Source organism: Chitinophaga oryziterrae (assembly GCF_009758125.1).
GTDB lineage: Bacteria > Bacteroidota > Bacteroidia > Chitinophagales > Chitinophagaceae > Chitinophaga > Chitinophaga oryziterrae.
Genome location: NZ_WRXO01000004.1, coordinates 388,458 through 409,205 on the forward strand (window position 1 = coordinate 388,458; position 20,748 = coordinate 409,205).

The 20,748-nt window shown below is 42.6% G+C and carries 16 protein-coding genes; 14 read left to right on the plus strand and 2 right to left on the minus strand.

Annotated elements, in window-relative coordinates; genetic code table 11:
* Positions 1-2: 2 nt before the first annotated feature.
* The 14 genes from GO495_RS16625 to GO495_RS16690 all read left to right on the plus strand — a co-directional run bounded on the left by GO495_RS16625 (position 3) and on the right by GO495_RS16690 (position 19,205).
* Positions 3-3,113: an efflux RND transporter permease subunit gene (locus GO495_RS16625; RefSeq protein ID WP_157300841.1), complete on the plus strand. Its 3,111-nt coding sequence runs from the start codon at positions 3-5 to the stop codon at positions 3,111-3,113.
* Positions 3,114-3,123: 10 nt separating this feature from the next.
* On the plus strand, positions 3,124-4,194 hold the full coding sequence (locus GO495_RS16630) for an efflux RND transporter periplasmic adaptor subunit (RefSeq protein ID WP_157300842.1): 1,071 nt from the start codon (positions 3,124-3,126) through the stop codon (positions 4,192-4,194).
* Positions 4,195-4,248: 54 nt separating this feature from the next.
* Positions 4,249-4,578, plus strand: coding sequence for an ArsR/SmtB family transcription factor (locus tag GO495_RS16635; RefSeq protein ID WP_157300843.1), 330 nt, complete (start codon positions 4,249-4,251; stop codon positions 4,576-4,578).
* 51 nt (positions 4,579-4,629) lie between these two features.
* Positions 4,630-5,475 carry an arsenite methyltransferase gene (locus GO495_RS16640; RefSeq protein WP_157300844.1) on the plus strand — a complete coding sequence of 282 codons (846 nt, stop codon included), beginning with the start codon at positions 4,630-4,632 and terminating at the stop codon, positions 5,473-5,475.
* Positions 5,476-5,559: 84 nt separating this feature from the next.
* On the plus strand, positions 5,560-6,636 hold the full coding sequence (gene arsB / locus GO495_RS16645; RefSeq protein ID WP_157300845.1) for an ACR3 family arsenite efflux transporter: 1,077 nt from the start codon (positions 5,560-5,562) through the stop codon (positions 6,634-6,636).
* Positions 6,637-6,649: 13 nt separating this feature from the next.
* The gene (locus GO495_RS16650; RefSeq protein ID WP_157300846.1) at positions 6,650-7,414 is read left to right on the plus strand and encodes a metallophosphoesterase family protein; all 765 of its coding nucleotides are present in this window, start codon (positions 6,650-6,652) and stop codon (positions 7,412-7,414) included.
* Positions 7,386-7,703: a cupin domain-containing protein gene (locus GO495_RS32195; RefSeq protein ID WP_240915247.1), complete on the plus strand. Its 318-nt coding sequence runs from the start codon at positions 7,386-7,388 to the stop codon at positions 7,701-7,703. The genes GO495_RS16650 and GO495_RS32195 overlap by 29 nt, the downstream gene beginning before the upstream one ends.
* Positions 7,704-7,896: 193 nt before the next feature.
* The gene (locus GO495_RS16660) at positions 7,897-8,652 is read left to right on the plus strand and encodes a DUF1223 domain-containing protein (RefSeq protein ID WP_157300847.1); all 756 of its coding nucleotides are present in this window, start codon (positions 7,897-7,899) and stop codon (positions 8,650-8,652) included.
* Positions 8,653-8,799: 147 nt separating this feature from the next.
* Positions 8,800-9,360, plus strand: coding sequence for an RNA polymerase sigma-70 factor (locus GO495_RS16665; RefSeq protein WP_157300848.1), 561 nt, complete (start codon positions 8,800-8,802; stop codon positions 9,358-9,360).
* A gap of 72 nt (positions 9,361-9,432) precedes the next feature.
* Positions 9,433-10,575 carry a FecR family protein gene (locus GO495_RS16670; protein WP_157300849.1) on the plus strand — a complete coding sequence of 381 codons (1,143 nt, stop codon included), beginning with the start codon at positions 9,433-9,435 and terminating at the stop codon, positions 10,573-10,575.
* A 322-nt stretch (positions 10,576-10,897) separates the two neighbouring features.
* Positions 10,898-14,164 (plus strand): SusC/RagA family TonB-linked outer membrane protein, encoded by a 3,267-nt coding sequence (locus GO495_RS16675; RefSeq protein WP_157300850.1) that lies wholly within the window; start codon positions 10,898-10,900, stop codon positions 14,162-14,164.
* A gap of 22 nt (positions 14,165-14,186) precedes the next feature.
* Complete coding sequence (locus GO495_RS16680; protein ID WP_157300851.1) at positions 14,187-15,803, plus strand: RagB/SusD family nutrient uptake outer membrane protein; 1,617 nt, start codon at positions 14,187-14,189, stop codon at positions 15,801-15,803.
* Positions 15,804-15,882: 79 nt separating this feature from the next.
* Positions 15,883-18,069: an alpha-N-acetylglucosaminidase gene (locus tag GO495_RS16685; RefSeq protein WP_157300852.1), complete on the plus strand. Its 2,187-nt coding sequence runs from the start codon at positions 15,883-15,885 to the stop codon at positions 18,067-18,069.
* Positions 18,066-19,205, plus strand: a complete 1,140-nt coding sequence (locus GO495_RS16690) for an acyltransferase family protein (RefSeq protein WP_157300853.1) — start codon at positions 18,066-18,068, stop codon at positions 19,203-19,205. The genes GO495_RS16685 and GO495_RS16690 overlap by 4 nt, the downstream gene beginning before the upstream one ends.
* A 218-nt stretch (positions 19,206-19,423) precedes the next feature.
* On the opposite strand, the gene GO495_RS16695 is transcribed toward GO495_RS16690, so the two are convergent.
* Together GO495_RS16695 and GO495_RS16700 are read right to left on the minus strand one after the other, a co-directional pair.
* The gene (locus tag GO495_RS16695; RefSeq protein WP_157300854.1) at positions 19,424-20,134 is read right to left on the minus strand and encodes a hypothetical protein; all 711 of its coding nucleotides are present in this window, start codon (positions 20,132-20,134) and stop codon (positions 19,424-19,426) included.
* 27 nt (positions 20,135-20,161) lie between these two features.
* The gene (locus GO495_RS16700) at positions 20,162-20,731 is read right to left on the minus strand and encodes a hypothetical protein (RefSeq protein ID WP_157300855.1); all 570 of its coding nucleotides are present in this window, start codon (positions 20,729-20,731) and stop codon (positions 20,162-20,164) included.
* Between the last annotated feature and the right edge of the window lie 17 nt (positions 20,732-20,748).

Here is a 20,748-nt window from a genome sequence, read left to right on the forward strand (position 1 = left end):
TTATGAAGCTAATCAGTTCAGCATTACGGCATCCTGTTACCATATTGGTGGCTGTTATAGCCATCCTCTTTTTCTCTTATACATCTATCAGAAATACTAAAATAGATATTTTCCCACGACTGGGATTACCGGTGGTATATGTGGCGCAGCCATATGGTGGCTTATCACCAGAACAGATGGAAGGTTTCATCACCTCGTATTATGAATATCATTTCCTGTATATCACCGGTGTTAAATATGTAGAGTCTAAAAGTATACAGGGCGCCGCTATTATTAAACTCGAGTTTAATGAAGGCACGGATATGAGTCAGGCTATGGCGGAAGTGGTTGGGTATGTCAACAGGGCAAGGGCATTCATGCCTCCAGGCACAGTGCCGCCGTTTATTACGCGCTTTGATGCCGGTAGTGTACCGGTAGGGCAACTGGTGTTTCGTTCTGAAAGCAGGTCGTTAGGTGAGATCTCCGACCTGGCGCTCTTTAAGGTACGCCCCATGTTCTCTACCTTACCGGGTGTATCCGCACCGCCACCGTTTGGCGGTAATCAAAAAACAGTGCTGATTACGATTGATCCCGGAAAATTGAGGGCTTATAATCTTTCACCGGACCAGGTAGTACAAACGGTGGCGAAGTTCAATACGATCTCTCCGGCAGGGAATGTGCGGATAGGGGATACAACTTATATCACACCACAGAACAGTGTTATTGAAACATTACAGGATTTACAGAACACACCCCTTCAATTGGGTGCAGGGCCGGCCATATATGTGAAGGATATTGCCAATGTGAGCATGGGGGCCGATGTTACCACCAGTTATGCCCTGATTAATGGTAAACGTTCTGTTTATATACCGGTAACCAAACGTGCAGATGCTTCTACCTGGGATGTAGTACAAAGAGTGAAGGCCGCTTTGCCTGATATGCAGGCTGCCATCCCTTCGGATATTAAAGTAACCTATGAATTTGATCAGTCGGGGTACGTGATCAACTCCCTCAAAAGCCTGTTGTTTGAAGGTGGACTGGGAGCTATTCTTACGGGTCTGATGGTACTATTGTTCCTGGGCGATTTGCGTAGTGCCCTTATTGTCATTCTGACTATCCCATTGGCGTTACTCAGCTCAGCGACTGTATTGTATCTGACCGGCCAGACGATTAATATTATGACCCTGGGCGGGCTCGCACTGTCAGTGGGAATACTGGTAGATGAAGCCACGGTGACAATAGAAAATATTCACCGGCATATGGAATCCGGCAAAGGAAAAGCAAGAGCCATTGCGGATGCAGCAAAGGAGATAGCAGCGCCTAAACTGCTTATCCTTTTAAGTATCCTCGCTGTGTTCGTGCCGGCCATATTTATGAATGGGGTACCTAAAGCGATGTTCATGCCATTGTCACTGGCGGTATCTTTTGCCATGATCGCATCCTTTCTGCTATCACAGACATTTGTACCGGTCATTGCTAACTGGTGGTTAAAGGACCATGCAATAAAAAAAGAAGAGGGGGTATTTCACCGGATAAAGCAACGATATATAACAGCTGGAAGACGTATAAATAAAGGATTTGGCTGGATAACGGTTATATTTATATTTGCCGCTATAGGATTAGTCTCGTTGTTGTTTATATACACCGGAACTGAATTATTCCCACAAACGGATAGCGGGCAAACGCAGGTACGATTACGTTTGCCTGTCGGCTCCCGGTTTGAACGTACGGAAGATGCAACCAGAAAACTTTTATCATTGGCAGACAGCATTGCAGGGAAAGGTAATACGGAAATCAGTTCTGCATTTATTGGTACACAACCTTCCAGTTTCCCGGTAAACTATATTCATTTATGGACAAGCGGTCCGCAGGAATCTGTTACCCGGATAAAACTGAAAAGAGGAGTTATTCCTGTTGAATCATTCAGGGAATCATTAAGAGCAGCCGTTAAAAAAGAGCTGCCTCATGCTAAGATTTCTTTTGAACCGGGGGATATAGTGGAACAGGTATTGAATCTGGGTAGTAATAACCCGGTAGAGATTGCAGTAGTGAACCGCAATCTTACAGAAGGAAAGAAAACAGCAGACCTGCTTGTGCAAAAGCTCTCTGCTATTGGGGCCTTACGGGACCTGCAGATCAGTACACCGCTGGATTATCCTGCTATACGTCTGGATATAGACCGTGTAAAAGCGGGACAGCTGGGTATTACCAGTGAACAGATAGCCCGTTCAACAGTCACCGCGACTTCTTCGAGCCGGTTTACCACGCCTAACTACTGGCTGGATAAGGCGACCGGCACTGCATACCAGGTACAGGTACAATATCCGGAATATCTGATGAACAGTACCGGGCAACTGGAAGCTATACCTATATCCGGTGGCCATTACCTTAGTGAGGTGGCCACCTGGAAACATGTAAACATGCCCGGTGAATATGACAGGCTGAATCAGCAGCGCTATATTACCATTACGGCCAATGTGCATAAACAGGACATGGGTACTGTATTTAAAAAAGTGAACCAGGCTATCCGCAGCATGCCTGATGGCGCAAAAATTTTATTGCGCGGACAGCCGGAATTATTACAACAGACACTTAGCAGTTTGCAGGCAGGATTGCTGGTGGCGGTATTGGTGATATTCCTGGTAATAGCTGTTTATTTCCAGTCTTTCCGGGTGGCACTGGCTACTTTATCTATCATACCAGCAGTGGTAACAGGCTCATTATTCTTTCTTTTTATCACCGGAAATTCTTTAAATATCCAATCATACATGGGTACTATTATGGCCGTGGGGGTAGCTATTGCCAATGGGGTACTGTTTATCACCAATGCAGAACATTACAGGAAAGGAGGCGATAACAACTCCTTTATGCTGGCAGCAGAAAACCGTTTACGTCCTATTCTGATGACATCTGCAGCGATGATTGCCGGTATGATCCCTATGGCTTTAGGACTATCAGAGGGAGGAGATCAGACGGCCCCTTTGGGGATTGCCGTGATTGGTGGTCTGCTTTTTTCAGCTATTAGCATACTGTTTTTCCTGCCTTATGTGTATCAGTCAGTCATAGGACGTATCCCTTATAAACAAATATCTCTTGACCCCGATGATAAAAGCAGTATTAACTATGACAAATAATTTCAATTATATGCGATCACTCGCTTTATTATTACTGCTGGCTGCATGTAATAACAGCCCGGAAAGAACCAATGATACTGTTGCTCAGGATACGGTGCCGGTATTTATTTTACAACAGGATACGCTAAAAAAGGTAGTGGAGTTACCGGCGGAATTAGTGCCTTATGAGAATGCAGAATTATTCGCAAAGGTGCAGGGTTTTGTTCGCGAGATGAAAGTTGATCTGGGAGATCATGTAAAGAAAGGGCAGACCCTTGCCGTCATTGAAGCACCGGAGATTAACAGTCGTTTTGCAGAGTCGGAAGCAACTTTTCAATCTGCGAAAGCTAAATGGATGTCCAGTAAGGATAATTATGAAAGATTGTACAGAGCGTCCAAAGCGAAGACACCGGGTATCGTAGCGCCGGTAGATCTTGAGCACAGCCGTAATCAGATGCTGGCGGACAGTGCCACGTATGCAGCCGCGGGGAAACAGTCCCAGGCGTATAAAGAAGTCTCCGGTTACTTATACATCAAAGCACCGTTTGATGGTGTAATAACTGCGCGTAAAGCGGACCCCGGCGCTTTGGTGGGTACAAATGCCATGCTGCTGACCATTCAGAATAACCGCATATTACGTTTACGGGCTGCTGTGCCTGAGATCTATGTGTCAGCTGCCAGTACATCAAAGAACATTGATTTCCGGGTGGACGCATATCCTACGCAACGTTTCAAAGCAAAGCTGGCGCGTAAATCAGAAACTATTGACCCTGCAACCAGAACAGAGTTATGGGAATTTGAAGTAGATAACACCAATCATGAGCTGAAAGCGGGCGCTTTTGCGTATATAAAGATTGGCATAGAACGTAATACGTTGTCATTTATGGTCCCGGCTGGAACGATCGCTACTACCCAGGAGAGAAAATTTGTCATTCGTCTGAAAGAAGGAAAAGCAGAGTGGGTAGATGTACGGCAGGGCATGACCAATGATACGGGCATTGAGATCTTTGGAGAATTAAAGCAGGGAGATACATTACTTGTAAAAGCAACTGATGAGCGTAAGCAGGGGAGTAGCGCTTACTGGAAAGTGAAGAAAAATTAATTTGGAATATCAGTATTCTATCGTAATATTGCGATGTGTTAATGATATAGTATTATGGGAGCTTCAAAGACGGATTTATTTACGAAACAACAGAATGATTTAGCCTTAATGGCTAAAGCGCTGGCACATCCGGCCAGAATTGCCATTCTGCAGTATCTGGTAAAGAAGAATGCTTGTGTATGTGGTGATCTGGTGGAGGAGTTAGGGCTTGCCCAGGCTACCACCTCCCAGCATTTAAAAGAGTTGAAATCGGCTGGTATCATACAGGGAAATATTGAGGGGGCCAGCGTTTGTTACTGTATAGATCCAAAGGTTTGGAAACAGTATCAGTCAATATTTACCACATTCTTTAAAGACGTTAACATAGACAAATCCTGCTGTTAGTTTTTTTTGATTATATCTATCGCAATATTACAATAATAAAAACATTATTTTATGTCTACAGATGCACAGATAAAAGATATGGTAAGGCAAAAGTATAGTGAAATTGCTTTACAGGATAAGGAAGTGAATGCAACTTCCTGTTGTGGCGCCGGTGGATGCTCCACAGAAGTATATAACATCATGAGTGATGATTATACCAGGCTGGAAGGATACAATCCGGATGCTGACCTTAACCTTGGATGCGGGTTGCCTACACAGTTCGCTAAAATAAAGAAAGGGGACACGGTCATCGACCTGGGATCGGGAGCCGGTAATGACTGTTTTATTGCCCGTCAGGAGACAGGAGAAGGCGGAAAAGTGATTGGTATAGATTTTACCCCGGCGATGGTGGAAAAGGCCCGTATTAACGCTGAAAAGATCAATTTCAATAATGTTGAGTTCAGGCAGGGAGATATTGAGAAGATGCCGGTTACTGCAAATACCGCGGACGTGATCGTAAGCAATTGTGTATTGAACCTTGTGCCTAACAAAGATGGCGTATTCAAGGAGATCATTCGCGTGCTGAAACCAGGGGGGCATTTCAGTATATCGGATATCGTACTGGCAGGGAATCTGCCGTCCAAAATACAGGAAGCTGCTGAAATGTATGCCGGCTGTGTATCCGGTGCTATTCAGAAACAGGAATATATCGACCTGATCGCGAATAATGGCTTCACTAATATTACCATTCAGAAAGAAAAGGCAATAGTAGTACCTGATGATATTCTGTCGGGATATTTAAGCAAAGAGGAAATTGAGCAATTCAGAGCAGGGAGTACGGGTATTTATAGCATCACGGTATATGCAGAGAAGCCTGTTGAAGCTAAAACCTGTTGTGGTCCTGATTGTTGTTCTTAATCTATTACTTTATCAGCAGGGCATTGGCCATCCGTAAAGGTGGTATTGCCTGTTGTAATACTACTTCCTTCACAACTATATACCATGAGCAACAGCAACTGTAATCCTGCACAACGAAAGCAATTAAGTTTTCCCGACAGATTCCTTACATTATGGATCTTCCTGGCAATGGCCATAGGCATAGGCATTGGTTATTTTATTCCATCATCCGCAGGATTTATTAATTCATTCTCTTCCGGTACAACCAACATCCCGTTGGCTGCAGGATTAATTCTGATGATGTATCCCCCACTGGCAAAAGTGAAATATGAAAATCTGGGAGAGGTCTTTAAAAACGTAAAGATATTATCTGCCTCCCTTTTATTGAACTGGATAATAGGCCCCATCCTGATGTTCGGTCTGGCCGTATTATTCCTGCATGGTTATCCGGAGTACATGACAGGATTGATATTAATAGGATTGGCGCGTTGTATTGCAATGGTGGTAGTATGGAATGAGCTGGCAGATGGTAACCGGGAATATGCCGCGGGGCTGGTCGCATTGAACAGCATCTTCCAGGTATTGCTTTACAGTGTATATGCTTATGTATTCATCACCTGGTTGCCCACGGTGTTCGGTATGAAGGGGATCACTGTATCAGTTACCATCGCTGAGATCGCTAAAAGCGTAGCTATCTATCTGGGTATTCCGTTCCTGGCGGGTATTGTAAGCAGGTATACCCTGATAGCATGGAAAGGAGAAAAATGGTTTCAGGAAAAATATGTGCCTTTTATTTCTCCGGTTACCCTGATCGCATTATTGTTTACAATTGTTGTCATGTTTAGTCTGAAAGGAGAACTGATCGTACAGATCCCTATGGATGTGATAAGGATCGCCATACCGTTGGCTGTGTATTTCGCCATCATGTTCCTGGTAAGTTTCTTCCTTGGTAAAGCAATGGGAGCAGACTATTCCAAAAATGCAGCTATTGCATTCACTGCTGCGGGTAATAATTTCGAACTGGCCATTGCAGTAGCAATAGGGGTGTTTGGTATCAATAGCGGTCAGGCATTTGTTGGGGTAATAGGCCCACTGGTTGAAGTACCTGCATTGATCAGCCTTGTGAATGTTGCCTTCTGGTTAAGGAAAAAATACTACACAAATAAATTACAAAGCGCTTAATAAAACCTGAAATATGAAAATTGCATTATTCAGTGATATCCATGCAAATCTGCCTGCTTTACAAGCCTTTTTCAAGGATGTGGAAGAAAGAAAACCGGATGCTATTTATTGCCTGGGAGACCTGGTAGGATACAATATCTGGCCTAATGAAGTGATTAACGAAATCCGTAAACGGGGTATTCCTACCATAGCTGGTAATTACGATTTTGGTATCGGTCGTACGAGCAATGATTGTGGCTGTGCATATAAAACTGATACTGAAAAGGCTAATGGCAGTGTTTCTATTTCATTTACCAATGAGATAGTGAAAGAGGATGAACGCAGATATCTGCGTACTTTGCCAGCTCATATAAAAGTAGAGTTTCAGCTGAACAATGATAAATTGAATCTGCTCCTGGTACATGGCAGTCCCCGCAAGATTAACGAGTACCTGTTTGAAGACCGGGAAGAGAAAAGTATGTTGAGAATTATGCATGACGCTGATGCAGATATCATGTGTTTCGGGCATACCCATAAACCTTATCACCGGGTGTTAACAGAAGAAGGCCAGCATTACCGCCATGCTATCAACATAGGTTCCGTTGGTAAGCCAAAAGATGGAGATCCACGTGGAGGTTATGTAATGTTACACATTAATGAGGATAGCAGTATCAGTGATAAGAGTACTGTTCAAACTGAATTTATCCGTTTTGAATACGATGTGGAGAAGGCTGCAAAAGCTGTGGAAGATAGCCCTCTGCCAAACGCTTATGCAGAAAGTTTACGCAAGGGTGTTTAATAGAACAGTGAATAAAATAATAAGAGAGCCGTTCCGGTATAGGAACGGCTCTCTTGTAAACAGACTATTTGCTTCATTCTTCCAGCGTAAATATGGATGCCTGGAACGGTCTCCAACCTGGGTAACTTCGCCAGACAAAGATGTTGTGTATTTTACGCCAGGAGAGAAGCATTGGCATGGGGCAACGGCAACTACAGCGATGAGCCACATTGCCATTCAGGAAAAGCTAAACGGTTCGCCTGTAGAGTGGATGGAACAGGTGACAGATGAGCAGTATGGTATAAAATAACAATACGTAAGGGGTAATTATACAATTAAATGATACTAGAATATAGGTTAAAGCACAGTTAGGTGCACTTTAACCTATTGTCCGGTTCACCCCTTCATTTAACTAACTCCCCGGTTAATCTGCCTGAATGGAACAGCTTCTGCTGGTCGTGAGGCCGTTTTTAAAATAGTTTTGTGGAAACAATCAGGGAAACATGAAAACGATCAGATTTTTCGCACTCACTTCTTTTCTTATTACAAGCGCATTTTCTCTTTCTGCCTGTATGGGGCAGGATACACTTAAAAATGCCGGTGGGGATGGTTTTGCCGTGTTGGAGCTTTTTACATCGGAAGGTTGTTCCAGTTGTCCGCCGGCAGATGAATTAGTGGCTAAAATACAGAAAGAAGCGGCAGGTAAGGACGTTTATTTATTGGCTTATCACGTTGATTACTGGGATAGGTTAGGGTGGAAGGATGCTTTCAGTAATGCGGATTATTCGAGGAGACAGTCGCAATATGCGAGCTGGTTAAATACACCACAAATTTATACACCACAGATTATTATAAATGGAAGATCTGAGTTTGTAGGCTCTGATGGATCAGCTATCCGTCATGCGATTGCTGAACAACTGGTAATTAAGAAAAATGCGACACTGGTACTGAAAGCTCATCAGGACGGCGGAAAACTCTTGATTGAATATCAGTCAGCAGGGGCAGGAAAGGAGAATGATTTAGTGATCGTTATTGTGCAGAAAGAGGCTCATAGCAAAGTAGCACGTGGAGAAAACGCAGGACGTTCTCTTTCACATGTACAGATTGTGTCTGCACTACAGGTTGAACCCTTAAAGACAAAAGGAAGTACAAAGATCATACTGCCAAAAGGTTTTGATACTAAAAACTGGGAAGTATCAGGATTGATACAGAATCACAACAATGGTAGCATTTCAGCAGCTTCCAGGGTTGATTTTTAAGCTTTCATCCCGCTTTGCGTAAATCAGCTTCCCTGTCATTTCCTTATTAAGACTGACATGGGAAAAAAGTCAAAATAATAATAAATATGTTTTAGTATATTTATAGGGGGATAGTTTACCTATGTAATTAAGCTAAGGGACTCAGATATGCACAAATATCAGGACAGTGATGAAGAACTGTTGCAACGATTGCAACTAGATCGGGATGCTGCTGCATTTACATCTTTGTATGAGCGTTATTGGGAGAAGCTGGTAACCCTCGCCTATATCCGTCTTCAATCTACCATGGATGCACAGGAAGTAGTACAGGAGGTGTTCCTGGATATCTGGAAAAGATCAGATAATATACATATACGCCATTCTTTCCATACATATATCTCTGCTGCACTTAAATATAAGATCATCACTTTGCTGGCCAGACGTAAGACCGAAGCTGATCGTCAGTCTATGCTTAATCAGTCTGAAACAGATACCAGTACCGAACAGTGGCTCAGTTACCATCAACTCCGGGATGAACTTGAAAATACGGTAAGGGCCTTACCCGAAAAATGCCAGCTGGTATTCCGGTTGAGCCGTGAAAACGGGCTCAGTGAAAAACAGATAGCAGCCACACTTAATATCTCCTTAAAGACCGTAGAAGCACATATGAGCAGGGCGCTCAGGTCCCTGCGTACTTCGCTGAGACATCTTTATTTCTTCTTCTTCTGAGCTAATATTTTTTTTAACAGGACTAAGGGTAACCGTTCACTTGCAAAGACTATATATAAAAGCGTCTTTACAATGAGTGATCTGACTCCTGAACAAATATCCTTACTGGCGGACAAATTGCTGAAAGGCACTATTAGTCCGGAAGAAAGGATATTGTTTGAAAAATGGTATAATACTCTTCCTGAAGAAGCTGTTGAGTGGAACGATGACGCCGTGCATTCCAGGGAGGAATTGCAACACCGGATGTTATCTCCTGTGCTCCAGTATATAAGAGGAGAAAAAATGGTTGTCAGAAGATGGTATTGGGCAGCAGCTTCGATATTGATATTATTTATTGCGGGTAGTATTTACTATACCAAAGAGAAAAAGGAGCGGCTACAGGCAGTCAATCAGTCTAAGCTTCATAACAATATCTTACCTGGTAGTAACAAGGCCACACTTACACTTTCAAACGGTACAGTGATCTCACTGGAAGATGAACATAGTGGCACACTGGCCAGACAGGGGTCTGTACAGATCATCAAATTGAATAACGGACAATTGGCCTATAAAGATGGACAGGGGAAGGATGGAGGACAGCCGGTATCCTTTAATACGCTTTCTACTCCACGGGGAGGGCAATACCAGGTTACGCTTCCGGACGGTACTGTGGTATGGATGAATGCCGCCAGTTCGCTTGTTTTCCCCACTGCTTTTACCGGAAAGGACCGTACCGTAAAGTTAAAGGGAGAAGCTTATTTTGAAGTAGCTGCCAATGAGCATCAGCCATTTATTGTCAGTGTTAATAATATGGAAGTGAGAGTGCTGGGTACTCATTTTAATGTAATGGCATATGAAGAGGAGCAGGTTGTGAAAACAACTTTATTGCAGGGAATGGTAAAAGTGGCTGCCAGCAATAAAGAAGTATTGCTCAAACCCGGACAGCAGGCAAAATTGAAGCATTCGGGTGAAATGAATGTATTACCTGTAAATGTAGAAGAGGTAATAGCGTGGAAGAATGGAATCTTCAGCTTTAATGATGCAACAATAGAAGAAGTCATGCAGCAGATCGCCCGCTGGTATGATGCCGAGGTCGTTTATCCTGATGGCGTTCCCAAAGGTCTTTTCCGTGGAGAAATTGACAGATCAGCAGATATTTCAACGGTACTGAAAATACTGGAAGTAAGTGGCGTTAAGTTTACTGTAGAGGGACATAAGATATTAGTACGCGCGTAGCCAATATATAGAGTCGTATTCAACCAAAATTAAATCTGGCATTTTATGAAAAACGGACCACCATAATGACGTATGCCTGCATTCCCTGTAATGAAACAGGGGCGATTGAGGCCGCCCCTGTAATGTCCGGGTTCTGCGGGTGACAAAAAAATCCACTGAAGATCAATTATCATTCACACCCAAACACTGCAAATCTATGCAATTGCATGATGATGTAAAAGCCATGCCTGTAAATTGGCTTTATTCAACCAAAATTAAATATGGCATCGTTGCCCATCGGATTAGAACAGGATATTTCCGGCAACGAAAAATGCTCCTTGTTATGAAAATGATTGTCATTTTGCTTACAATTGCCTGTTTACAGGTAAATGCGGCGGGATATGCACAAAAACTGAGTCTGTCTCTGAAAGACCGGCCGCTGGAGGAAGTGTTGAAGGAGATAAAGGCAAAGACCGGGTATAAGTTCTTCTACAGACTGGACCTGCTGAGTAATGCAAAAAATGTAAGTATCCGGATCGATAACGCAGATCTGCCATATGTACTGGACATGATCTTTAAAGACCAGCCTTTTACCTACCAGATCGTTAATAAGACCATCATTGTTAAATCCAGACTGCATGCGGATCTGATGGAGGAAGCTGTGATGCCGAACGTAACGGTATCAGGAAAGGTCACTGATGATAAGGGGAGACCCCTGCCCGGTGTCTCTGTTCAGGTAAAAGGGACCTCCAAAGGCGCACAAACCAATGTCAATGGAGAATACCAGCTGGCAGGGATAGATGCCAATGCCATACTGATATTCAGCTACCTCGGCTATCAGCCGCAGGAACTGCCGGTAAATGGGCGGAGCAGTATTTCCATTACCCTTGTCACTTCATCAATAGGACTGGGGGACGTTGTCGTAGTCGGATATGGTAAGCAATCCCGTAAAAACCTGATCAGCTCTGTAAATACGGTAAAAGCGGATGAATTGAATAAAGGGGCGATTACAGACGTTGGACAGTTGTTACAAGGTAAAGTGCCCGGCTTGAACGTATCTGCCAGTGGAGACCCTAATGCGGTTGCTACAGTGGTATTGCGTGGTGCTTCTACCTTAAACAGTTCCCAGGGACCTTTTTATGTGATCGATGGGGTACCTGGTGTGGATATTTCTGCCATTGCTCCGGACGATATTGTTTCCATTGATGTATTGAAAGATGCTGCGGCTACTGCTATTTATGGTAACCGTGCGGCTAATGGGGTTATCATGGTAACAACTAAAAAAGGTAAAAAAGGACAGACAGCCGTTTCTTACAGCGGGTATGTTGGTATTGAAAAGGTATCAAATAAGCTGGATATGATGGATGCCGCTGAATTAAGGGCTTTTCTTACCAAGAATGGAGAGTCTTTTTCTCCTGCTGATGATAAAAATGCAAATACTAACTGGCAGACTTCCATTCAGCGGAATCAGGCAGTATCTCATAATCACAATATTTCTTTTAGTGGCGGTGGGGATCATGGTACTTATTCTGCAAGTCTGAATTATACAAAAAAAGAAGGTATTCTTTTAAACAGCGATCTGGAACGTGTGATTGCCCGGCTTAGCGTTGAACAGTATGCATTGAATGATAAGGTAAGGTTTGGACTGAATGTCACCAATTCAAACAGTACTGCGAATGATATCCCTTACCGAAATGTTGTATTGTTGCAATCAGCACTTCACCTGCCGGTTTCTCCTGTGAAAAATGCGGATGGCAGCTATTTTGAGAACTTCGCTACGCAAGGTTATTATAATCCTTTATCAATGATCAATAACAGCCAGATGAATGATAAGTATAATAACCTGGTTGGAAGTTTTAATACACAGGTAAAGCTGCCTTTCGGGCTTACTTATGACCTGAACCTTTCTTATATCGGCTTTACTTCACTGCATGGCGAATTTTACAATAAATACTTTACCACCAATTATAACAGCATGTATGATAATCCCAATCCAGGTCTGGGATATCATAATCCACAAACCTTTGGGGCAAACGGACAGGCAACGAGAAATTCTTATCAGAATTCCAGCAAGATCCTGGAAACCTTTCTTACCTGGAACAGGAATTTCAAATTGCATGCTGTGAATCTTGTATTAGGATATTCATGGCAGAATAATAAAGTGGGTGAAGGCTTCCAGGTAACGACCAGTAATTTCCCTGTTGATAATGTTGGGTATTCCAACCTGGCATTAAGTAATCCATACGCAATTTCCGGCTTTCAGATTGGATTTGGACCAGATGGTGTCTATCAGGAAAATCGCCTGATCTCCAATTTCGCCAGGTTAAATTATGGTTATAATGATAAGTACCTGTTACAGGCTTCTTTGAGAAGGGATGGTAGCTCTGTTTTCGGCGCAAATCACCAATGGGGCTATTTCCCATCAGTGGGTGTGGCATGGAGAATTATACAGGAGGAGTTCATGAAGAACCAGTCGGTATTTACCGATCTGAAGCTCAGAGCCAGCTATGGTGTTACTGGTAATGCTACCGGTTTTAATGCTTACACTGCAAAGTTCATTTCTGGTACACAGGGTATATACTATTATAATGGATCAGGTTTAGCTGCCAGTGGTCCTATTCAGGCTGCTAATCCGAATCTGCAATGGGAGAAAACCAGCACTTCTAATATTGGTGTAGACTTTACTGTTCTGAAAGGCAGGCTGAGTGGTTCGGTGGATGTATACAACAAGAAGACAACCGGCATGATCTATTCCTATAGGGTAGATCCTATTCTGGTTCCTGCAGGTATTATTGTGGCCAATGGAGGAAGTATGAGCAATAAAGGAATTGAATTGAGCCTGAATGCTACTGTTATAGATCATAAGGACTTCGGCTGGACCAGTAGTATTAATTTTGCACATAATAAGAATGAGATCACAAGTTTATCCAATCCTTTGTTCTCAGGTGGAGACTCTGTACTGCTGGCATTCCCTGAAGGTCTGGGTCAATCAAGCCATTCCCTGGAGATCCTGAAAAAAGGAAAGCCTTTAGGACAATTTTTCTCGCTTGTTTATGCTGGAAAAGATGCTAACGGCGTATCCCAATATATAGGAGGAGATGGCAAACTGACTACTACCCCGACTATCGGTACAGACTACCATTATATTGGCAATTCCCAACCTAAATTACTAATGGGATGGTCTAACAGTTTTCATTATAAAAATCTGGACCTTAGTATCTTCTTAAGAGGAGTGTTCGGTAATAAGATATTTAATGCTACAAGGGCCGACCTTTTCAGACCAAATACAGCGCAGTATACTAATATATTAAAGGATGCCGCTGGCGAAAGTGTGGCAGATTATAATGCTTACCTGTATTCCTCCCGTTTTGTTGAAAACGGTAGCTACGTGAGATTTGATAATGCCACGCTTTCATATAATTTTAAACACCTGGGCCCATACATAAAAAACGTAAGGGTGTACGTAACAGCGAACAATCTTTTTGTAATTACCAGCTTTAAAGGCACAGATCCTGAAGTAAATCAGGGTGGAATTGCACCAGGAGTTGACTACAATAACTTTTATCCTAAAACGCGCACGTTCCTGTTTGGTGTTAATGTGTCATTTTAATCGAATCTCTTAAAAAAGCATTATGAAAAAGATAACTCAATATATATACGTTCCGGTGCTGTTGTGTATTTTAAGTGCCTGTTATAAACTGGAAGTACCGATCAAATCGGAGTTGACACCAGATGTTTTTCCTACTGACAGTGCACAATTCCTTTCAGCTGCCGGTCCTGCATATGTTGCATTAAGAGGTAATATTTCCGTGGAATACTTCTTTATGCAGACGCTGACCACAGATGAAGCTATTTTCCCTGCCAGAGGTGGAAACTGGTATAACGGAGCTGAATTCCAGCAATTACATTATCATAACTGGACAAGGGACCATTCTAATGTAACAGGTAACTGGACCTGGATGTCAACTATCATTGGTACAGCAAATCAAACACTTGCTATCCTGCAGAAAAATGTGCCGGAAGGCAGTTTTAAACAGCAGGGTCTTGCAGAAATGAGAATGGTTCGTGCTCTGGCCTATTTTATGATGATGGATAATTTTGGAAATGTTCCTATTGATACAGTGAATGGAGATTTTACAGCTAAGCCTAATAGTTCCCGGGCAGAAGTATTTACATTTATAGAGCGTGAAGTGAAAACGTGTATTCCTTTACTGAGTGGTGAATCGGGGATATCAACATACGGAAGGCCAAATAAATGGATGGCTTATACATTACTGGCAAAAATGTATCTGAATGCGGAGGTCTACACAGGTACAGAACGTAATAATGATTGTATCAGTGCCTGCGATAATGTTATAAAATCAGGTTTGTATGCAGTGGAACCTTCAGCCACCTATCTGCAAATGTTCTATCCGAACAACGGACCACAGATGAAGGAGTTTATTTTTGCAATACCATTTGATCCTTCCTGGACGAATACCTTCCCTTTCAGGGGGCACAACCTGCATGCCCGTTATGATATACCAAGGGGGCTTGTTGCTAAATACAACTTACCTTTTACGCCAGATGCCGCTGTCTGTACTTTACCTGAATACTATGTCAACTTCAATGATGCAAATGATGTTCGCAATCGCCAATGGCTGACAGGGTTGCAATACATGAATGATGGCGTAACTCCGGCTACAGTAACAACGACCAAACAGGGATATGACAAGTTTTATTCCGGTACTGATGGAGCTGCGCCTTATACTTACCAGATCGACCTGAAACCAGAGGTTACCCTTCGTCAGGATGTAGCGTCATTTGATGTTGGAAATGATGAAATCGGATGGAATATGGGCTATCGGAATATCAAGATCTTTCCTGATGGAACTTCCTTAAACAGGAATCAGAAAAATGATATTCCTTATTTCCGCTATTCAGATATTATTCTGATGAAAGCAGAAGCAATTCTGCGGGGTGGCACGTCGACTTCCGGAGAAACCCCACTTTCACTGGTGAATGGACTGAGGGCGCAAAGAACAACTTCTGCTGCATTGAGCGGCGTTACGCTGGACGATATATATGCTGAAAGATGCCGTGAATTTGCCTGGGAAGGATGGCATAGAAATGACATGATCCGTTTTGGCAAATATGAAGGTAAATGGGGCTTTAAAACGGATGCAGATATCAATCATCGTATATTCCCCATCCCAACAACTGCGCTGCAACTCAATCCGGCACTTAAACAGAATCCCGGTTATCAATAAATTACATCATATTTCCAGTACCTGATTTACAAACAGGTACTGGAAACATGATTTGTATGCCCTACTAAAGACTATCTTGATGAAGAAAATACTTTGTATTCTTTTTATATTCTCCGGTGTTCATACTTATGCCCAGTTTAAAACAAGTACAGCATACGATCTGATAGGCCGGATAATACCTGCTAAAAAAACATTGTTTGTTGTGGAAGCCCTGCCGGAACAGGAGGGTAAAGATGTCTTTGAAATAGAGAGCAGGAATGGTAAGATCATTCTACGCGGAAATAACGGAACTGCCATTGCTTCGGCATTGTATTATTACCTGGACGAATACTGCCATTGTCAGATTACCTGGAATGGCACAAATCTGCATCTCCCTGAAAAGTTGCCTGTAGTGGAGAAAAAGGTGCAACGTAAAACTCCCTACGAATACCGTTATTACCTGAACTATTGCACCTTCAATTATAGTATGAGCTGGTGGGACTGGGCACGTTGGGAAAAAGAGATCGACTGGATGGCGCTGCATGGCATCAACATGCCGCTGGCCATTACAGGGGAGGAATATACATGGTACCTTGTGTATAAGGAAATGGGTTTTAGTGATGAGGACCTGGCTGGCTTTTTCAGCGGTCCGGCTTACACTGCCTGGTTCTGGATGGGGAACCTGGACGGTTGGGGTGGCCCTTTACCTCTCAGCTGGATAAAAAGCCATAAAGAATTGCAGTTAAAGATTCTGCAACGGGAAAGGGAATTTGGGATGAAACCGGTATTGCCTGCGTTTACAGGACATGTACCTTCCGCGTTTAAAAGAAAGTTCCCCCATGCAAAACTGAAAGAGACCAATTGGAAAAATGGCTTTGCAGATACTTATATCCTTGATTCGGAAGATCCGCAGTTTGCTTCGATAGGGAAGCGGTTTCTGGAAGTGCAGACAAAATTATATGGTACAGATCATCTGTATTCTGCTGATACCTTTAATGAAAATGAACCTCCTTCCAATGATTCTCTTTTTTTGTCAAAATTAAGTGCAAGAATTTATGCCGGTATGCAGCAGGCAGATACTGCAGCTGTTTGGGTGATGCAGGGATGGTTATTTTATAGTGACCGCAAATTCTGGGGAACTACGCAGATAGAGGCATTACTGAATGCGGTGCCTGACAATAAGATGCTCCTGCTTGACCTGGCGGCAGAGATTGAGCCTGTATGGAAGAGAACCGCAGCCTTTTATGGCAAACCCTGGATCTGGAACATGCTAAACAACTTTGGCGGAAATGTGAACCTGTTCGGGCGTATGGATGGAGTGGCTGCAGGCCCGGCCCTGGCGCTGAATGATACTGCTTCAAAACGCTTGAGTGGTATTGGTTTAACAATGGAGGCGATTGAGCAGAATCCCGTGATGTACGAGCTGATGATGCAGCATACATGGCAATCGGGACCAATAGCACTGGATGAATGGCTGACGAAATACGTGCTGAACCGTTATGGAAGTAACGACAAAGAACTTGTAAAGGCATGGCAGATATTAAGACAAACAGTTTATAATGGAAAATTGATCAGAGATGGTGCAGAATCTATTATCACCGGAAGGCCAACATTAGATTCCACCACTGAATGGACAAGAACAAAGTTGAATTATGACAGGAATGATTTATTACCAGCATGGGACCTGTTTATAAAAGCAGCAGCTAAAGGAGAAGGGACGGATGGGTTCCGGTATGACCTGGTAGATATAACAAGGCAGGTACTGGCTAACTATGCGCATCCATTGCAGCAGAAATGGGTAACAGCCTATAATGATAAAGACAGCATTGCATTTTCAAAATACAGTCAGCAGTTTATCTCACTGATCCATGATATGGACCGCCTGCTGGCAACGAGAAAAGATTTTATGCTGGGACCCTGGTTATCATCTGCCAGAAAATGGGGGAATGATAACAGCGAAAAAGCTTTGTATGAGCGGAATGCCCGTGATCTGATCACATTATGGGGAGATGCTGCCAGCCCGTTACATGAATATTCCAACCGGCAATGGAGTGGTTTGCTAAATGACTTTTACAGCCAGCGCTGGTTACAGTTCTTCCATATGTTACAACTATCCCTGAGATCGGGGAAACCTGCAGACTTCAGTGGATTTGATAAAAAGATCAGTAACTGGGAATGGCAATGGGTAAATGAACAGAAAGTTTTTCCCGAAAACCCCCATGGGAACAGTATTACTGTTGCGCAGGAATTATATCGGAAATACCGGCCTAAATATATGTTGAAATGAGTAAACCTGCTTCAGGAAGATTAGTGTCTCTGGATGCCTTACGAGGCTTTGATATGTTCTGGATCATGAGTGGAGAACATATTATTCACGCATTGGCTAAAGCCACGGGATGGCAGATATTTATATGGATGTCAGAACAGTTGCATCATACCGTATGGAATGGTATTACATTCTATGATATGATCTTTCCGTTATTCCTGTTCATTTCAGGGATATCGATGCCTTATTCCGTGCAGAAAAGAATGCAGCTGGCAGGAGTAACTGCTGCTTTTGAATTACCCCGGGGAGAAAAGAACAGGTTATATCTTTCTATGTTAAGGAGAACATTGATCCTTTTAATACTGGGAATGATCGTGAATGGATTACTTGCTTTTAAAGGATATCATAATACCCGTTTTGCCAGTGTACTCGGCAGGATTGGGTTGGCGTGGTTTTTTGCAGGACTGATTTATCTGAATAATGATGTACGTAGACAGGTACTATGGTTATTGCTCTTATTATTCGGTTATTGGGCAATGATGGCATTTATACCGGTACCAGGTTATGGTGCTGGTGTATTGACAATGGATGGTTCACTGGAATCGTATATCGACAGATTATTGTTACCAGGTAAATTGCATGATGGGGTACATGACCCGGAAGGTATCCTATCTACTATTCCTGCTATTGGCACTGCTCTCATGGGAATACTGACGGGTACTTTCTTACGTTGGGAAGGCTTCTCTATGTCTAAAAAAGCATTGAGCCTGTTTTTATCAGGCATTATCTTAATAGCGATTGGGCTCTTATGGGACCACTTTTTCCCGATCAATAAAAGATTATGGACAAGCTCTTTTGTTGTATATGTTGGTGGATGGAGTTTATTATTGTTATCGTTCTTTTATTGGATCATTGATGTAGCCGGATTCAGACGATGGGCTTTTCCTTTTATCATTATTGGTACTAACTCTATCTTAATCTATATGTGTGCAGAGGGACTGGCGAATTTTGGATATACAGCAGATTATATTTTTGGAGGAATGATCAGGCAGGTAGCGCTGGTATGGCAGCCTGTACTTATTGCAGTATCTGTTACCAGTGTACAGTTGATCTTCTTATATCTGCTGTATCGTAACAAGTTATTCCTGAAAATATAGATTATAAAGCCCTGTATTTAATGAAACTATGTTGCATTTAAAGGTAAATGTTATACCTTCATTTCATATTTGGGTTGGCTTAGAATGAGTATTTTAAGACCGTCAAATAGTGCATTAAAAGGACAGCCGGATATTTATCCGGCTGTAATTTTACCACTAAAGAGCAACGGGAAAACAACAGCCAAAGACTGCGTTTCCCCGTATATTACTCATCACCCCTATTTACCAAAACTATATACTACACCAACATTTGCCTGTAATCCGCTGATGGCTTCTTTATAGGACGCAATTTTCCTTCCCGCATTTACAGGGCGGTTTTCATTTTCTACAGTGAAGTTTGGTTTAGAATAATAGTAATCTACTCCCAGTAAAATACCGATATGTGATGTTACTGCATAACGTAATGCAGCACCACTCTGCCAGCCAAAAGTAGTAGCCGTTGATTTCTTTTGTGTGAGATGATTATCAATACCATCTTCCAGGTATACTTCATTCCCTGGTAATGTAGCATTTACAACTCCACCTAATAAACGCAGATCAAGATTGAATTTACCAAAGGCAATATTGTAGTAAGGGCCTACCAGTATATTTACTGATTGATTGGAACCTTTTATATATACAGTAGCGCTGTCCAGATCAAAAGCTTCTTTATAGCCATTGGCCAGTCCTTGTGCATTTTTGAATCCGTAATGTGTGTAAGAGAGAACACCACCTACTCCCCAGTGTGATTTCTTAAAATACCAGGCACCGGTTATGCCTATATTAAAACCGGACTTGGCAAATCCTGATTGATCATTGTAATAATCACCTTTTGCATAATTACCTCCGGGTAAGGATAAGCCACCGGTGATGCCAATGAAACTTTTATTCTGCGCGCTGGCATTGAATGTAAATAGAGTAACGGCTATAATAAATAATAGTTTTTTCATTTTGATTGGATGATATGTTTAAGAATCTTAATTAGTTACATGTACGGTGTAAGTCACGTCTGCATCAGTGGACCCAGGTTCACAGCTACCGTTTTTAACATTAGGCTGATGCCTGAGTTGTACATTCAGTTCGCCTGTACCGGCAGCAGCAGTGGTAAATGTATCGGTTAAACCTACTTCGAGTGCGGGGACATTCGTATCCTTGTCTGTTCTTACTACTGTAAGATTAAGTGAGGGAGATACAGTAAAACATATCAGATGATAATTTTCTCTTTCCTTTATTTCTGCTGTTACATCACCAAATGGAGTGGTAGTACGGTCTTGGAATAATACTTCTACATTATATTTTGTACTGGCTTTCAGATTTAATACAGGTGTATTGATGCTGTCTGCCGGATGAGGGATCAATGTGGTGTCTGTCCAGTAGGCATATTGAACATCTGCCGTATTAGTGGCATTGGTCACTTTCAGTCCCACGGTTGTCAGAAATTCATTTCCCGGAACAGGAGGTGCAATAGCTGTTTCATCTTTTTTGCACGAATGCAGGATCACGCTCAGTGCCATCAGCACTGCAACAGAGTAGAGTAGTCTTTTCATGTTTTATTTTATTATGT

Coding starts and splice junctions, on each gene's coding strand:
- GO495_RS16625 (WP_157300841.1), top strand. CDS start 3: ATGAAGCTAATCAGTTCAGCATTACGGCATCCTGTTACCATATTGGTG.
- GO495_RS16630 (WP_157300842.1), top strand. CDS start 3,124: ATGCGATCACTCGCTTTATTATTACTGCTGGCTGCATGTAATAACAGC.
- GO495_RS16635 (WP_157300843.1), top strand. CDS start 4,249: ATGGGAGCTTCAAAGACGGATTTATTTACGAAACAACAGAATGATTTA.
- GO495_RS16640 (WP_157300844.1), top strand. CDS start 4,630: ATGTCTACAGATGCACAGATAAAAGATATGGTAAGGCAAAAGTATAGT.
- arsB (WP_157300845.1), top strand. CDS start 5,560: ATGAGCAACAGCAACTGTAATCCTGCACAACGAAAGCAATTAAGTTTT.
- GO495_RS16650 (WP_157300846.1), top strand. CDS start 6,650: ATGAAAATTGCATTATTCAGTGATATCCATGCAAATCTGCCTGCTTTA.
- GO495_RS32195 (WP_240915247.1), top strand. CDS start 7,386: ATGCAGAAAGTTTACGCAAGGGTGTTTAATAGAACAGTGAATAAAATA.
- GO495_RS16660 (WP_157300847.1), top strand. CDS start 7,897: ATGAAAACGATCAGATTTTTCGCACTCACTTCTTTTCTTATTACAAGC.
- GO495_RS16665 (WP_157300848.1), top strand. CDS start 8,800: ATGCACAAATATCAGGACAGTGATGAAGAACTGTTGCAACGATTGCAA.
- GO495_RS16670 (WP_157300849.1), top strand. CDS start 9,433: ATGAGTGATCTGACTCCTGAACAAATATCCTTACTGGCGGACAAATTG.
- GO495_RS16675 (WP_157300850.1), top strand. CDS start 10,898: ATGAAAATGATTGTCATTTTGCTTACAATTGCCTGTTTACAGGTAAAT.
- GO495_RS16680 (WP_157300851.1), top strand. CDS start 14,187: ATGAAAAAGATAACTCAATATATATACGTTCCGGTGCTGTTGTGTATT.
- GO495_RS16685 (WP_157300852.1), top strand. CDS start 15,883: ATGAAGAAAATACTTTGTATTCTTTTTATATTCTCCGGTGTTCATACT.
- GO495_RS16690 (WP_157300853.1), top strand. CDS start 18,066: ATGAGTAAACCTGCTTCAGGAAGATTAGTGTCTCTGGATGCCTTACGA.
- GO495_RS16695 (WP_157300854.1), bottom strand. CDS start 20,134: ATGAAAAAACTATTATTTATTATAGCCGTTACTCTATTTACATTCAAT.
- GO495_RS16700 (WP_157300855.1), bottom strand. CDS start 20,731: ATGAAAAGACTACTCTACTCTGTTGCAGTGCTGATGGCACTGAGCGTG.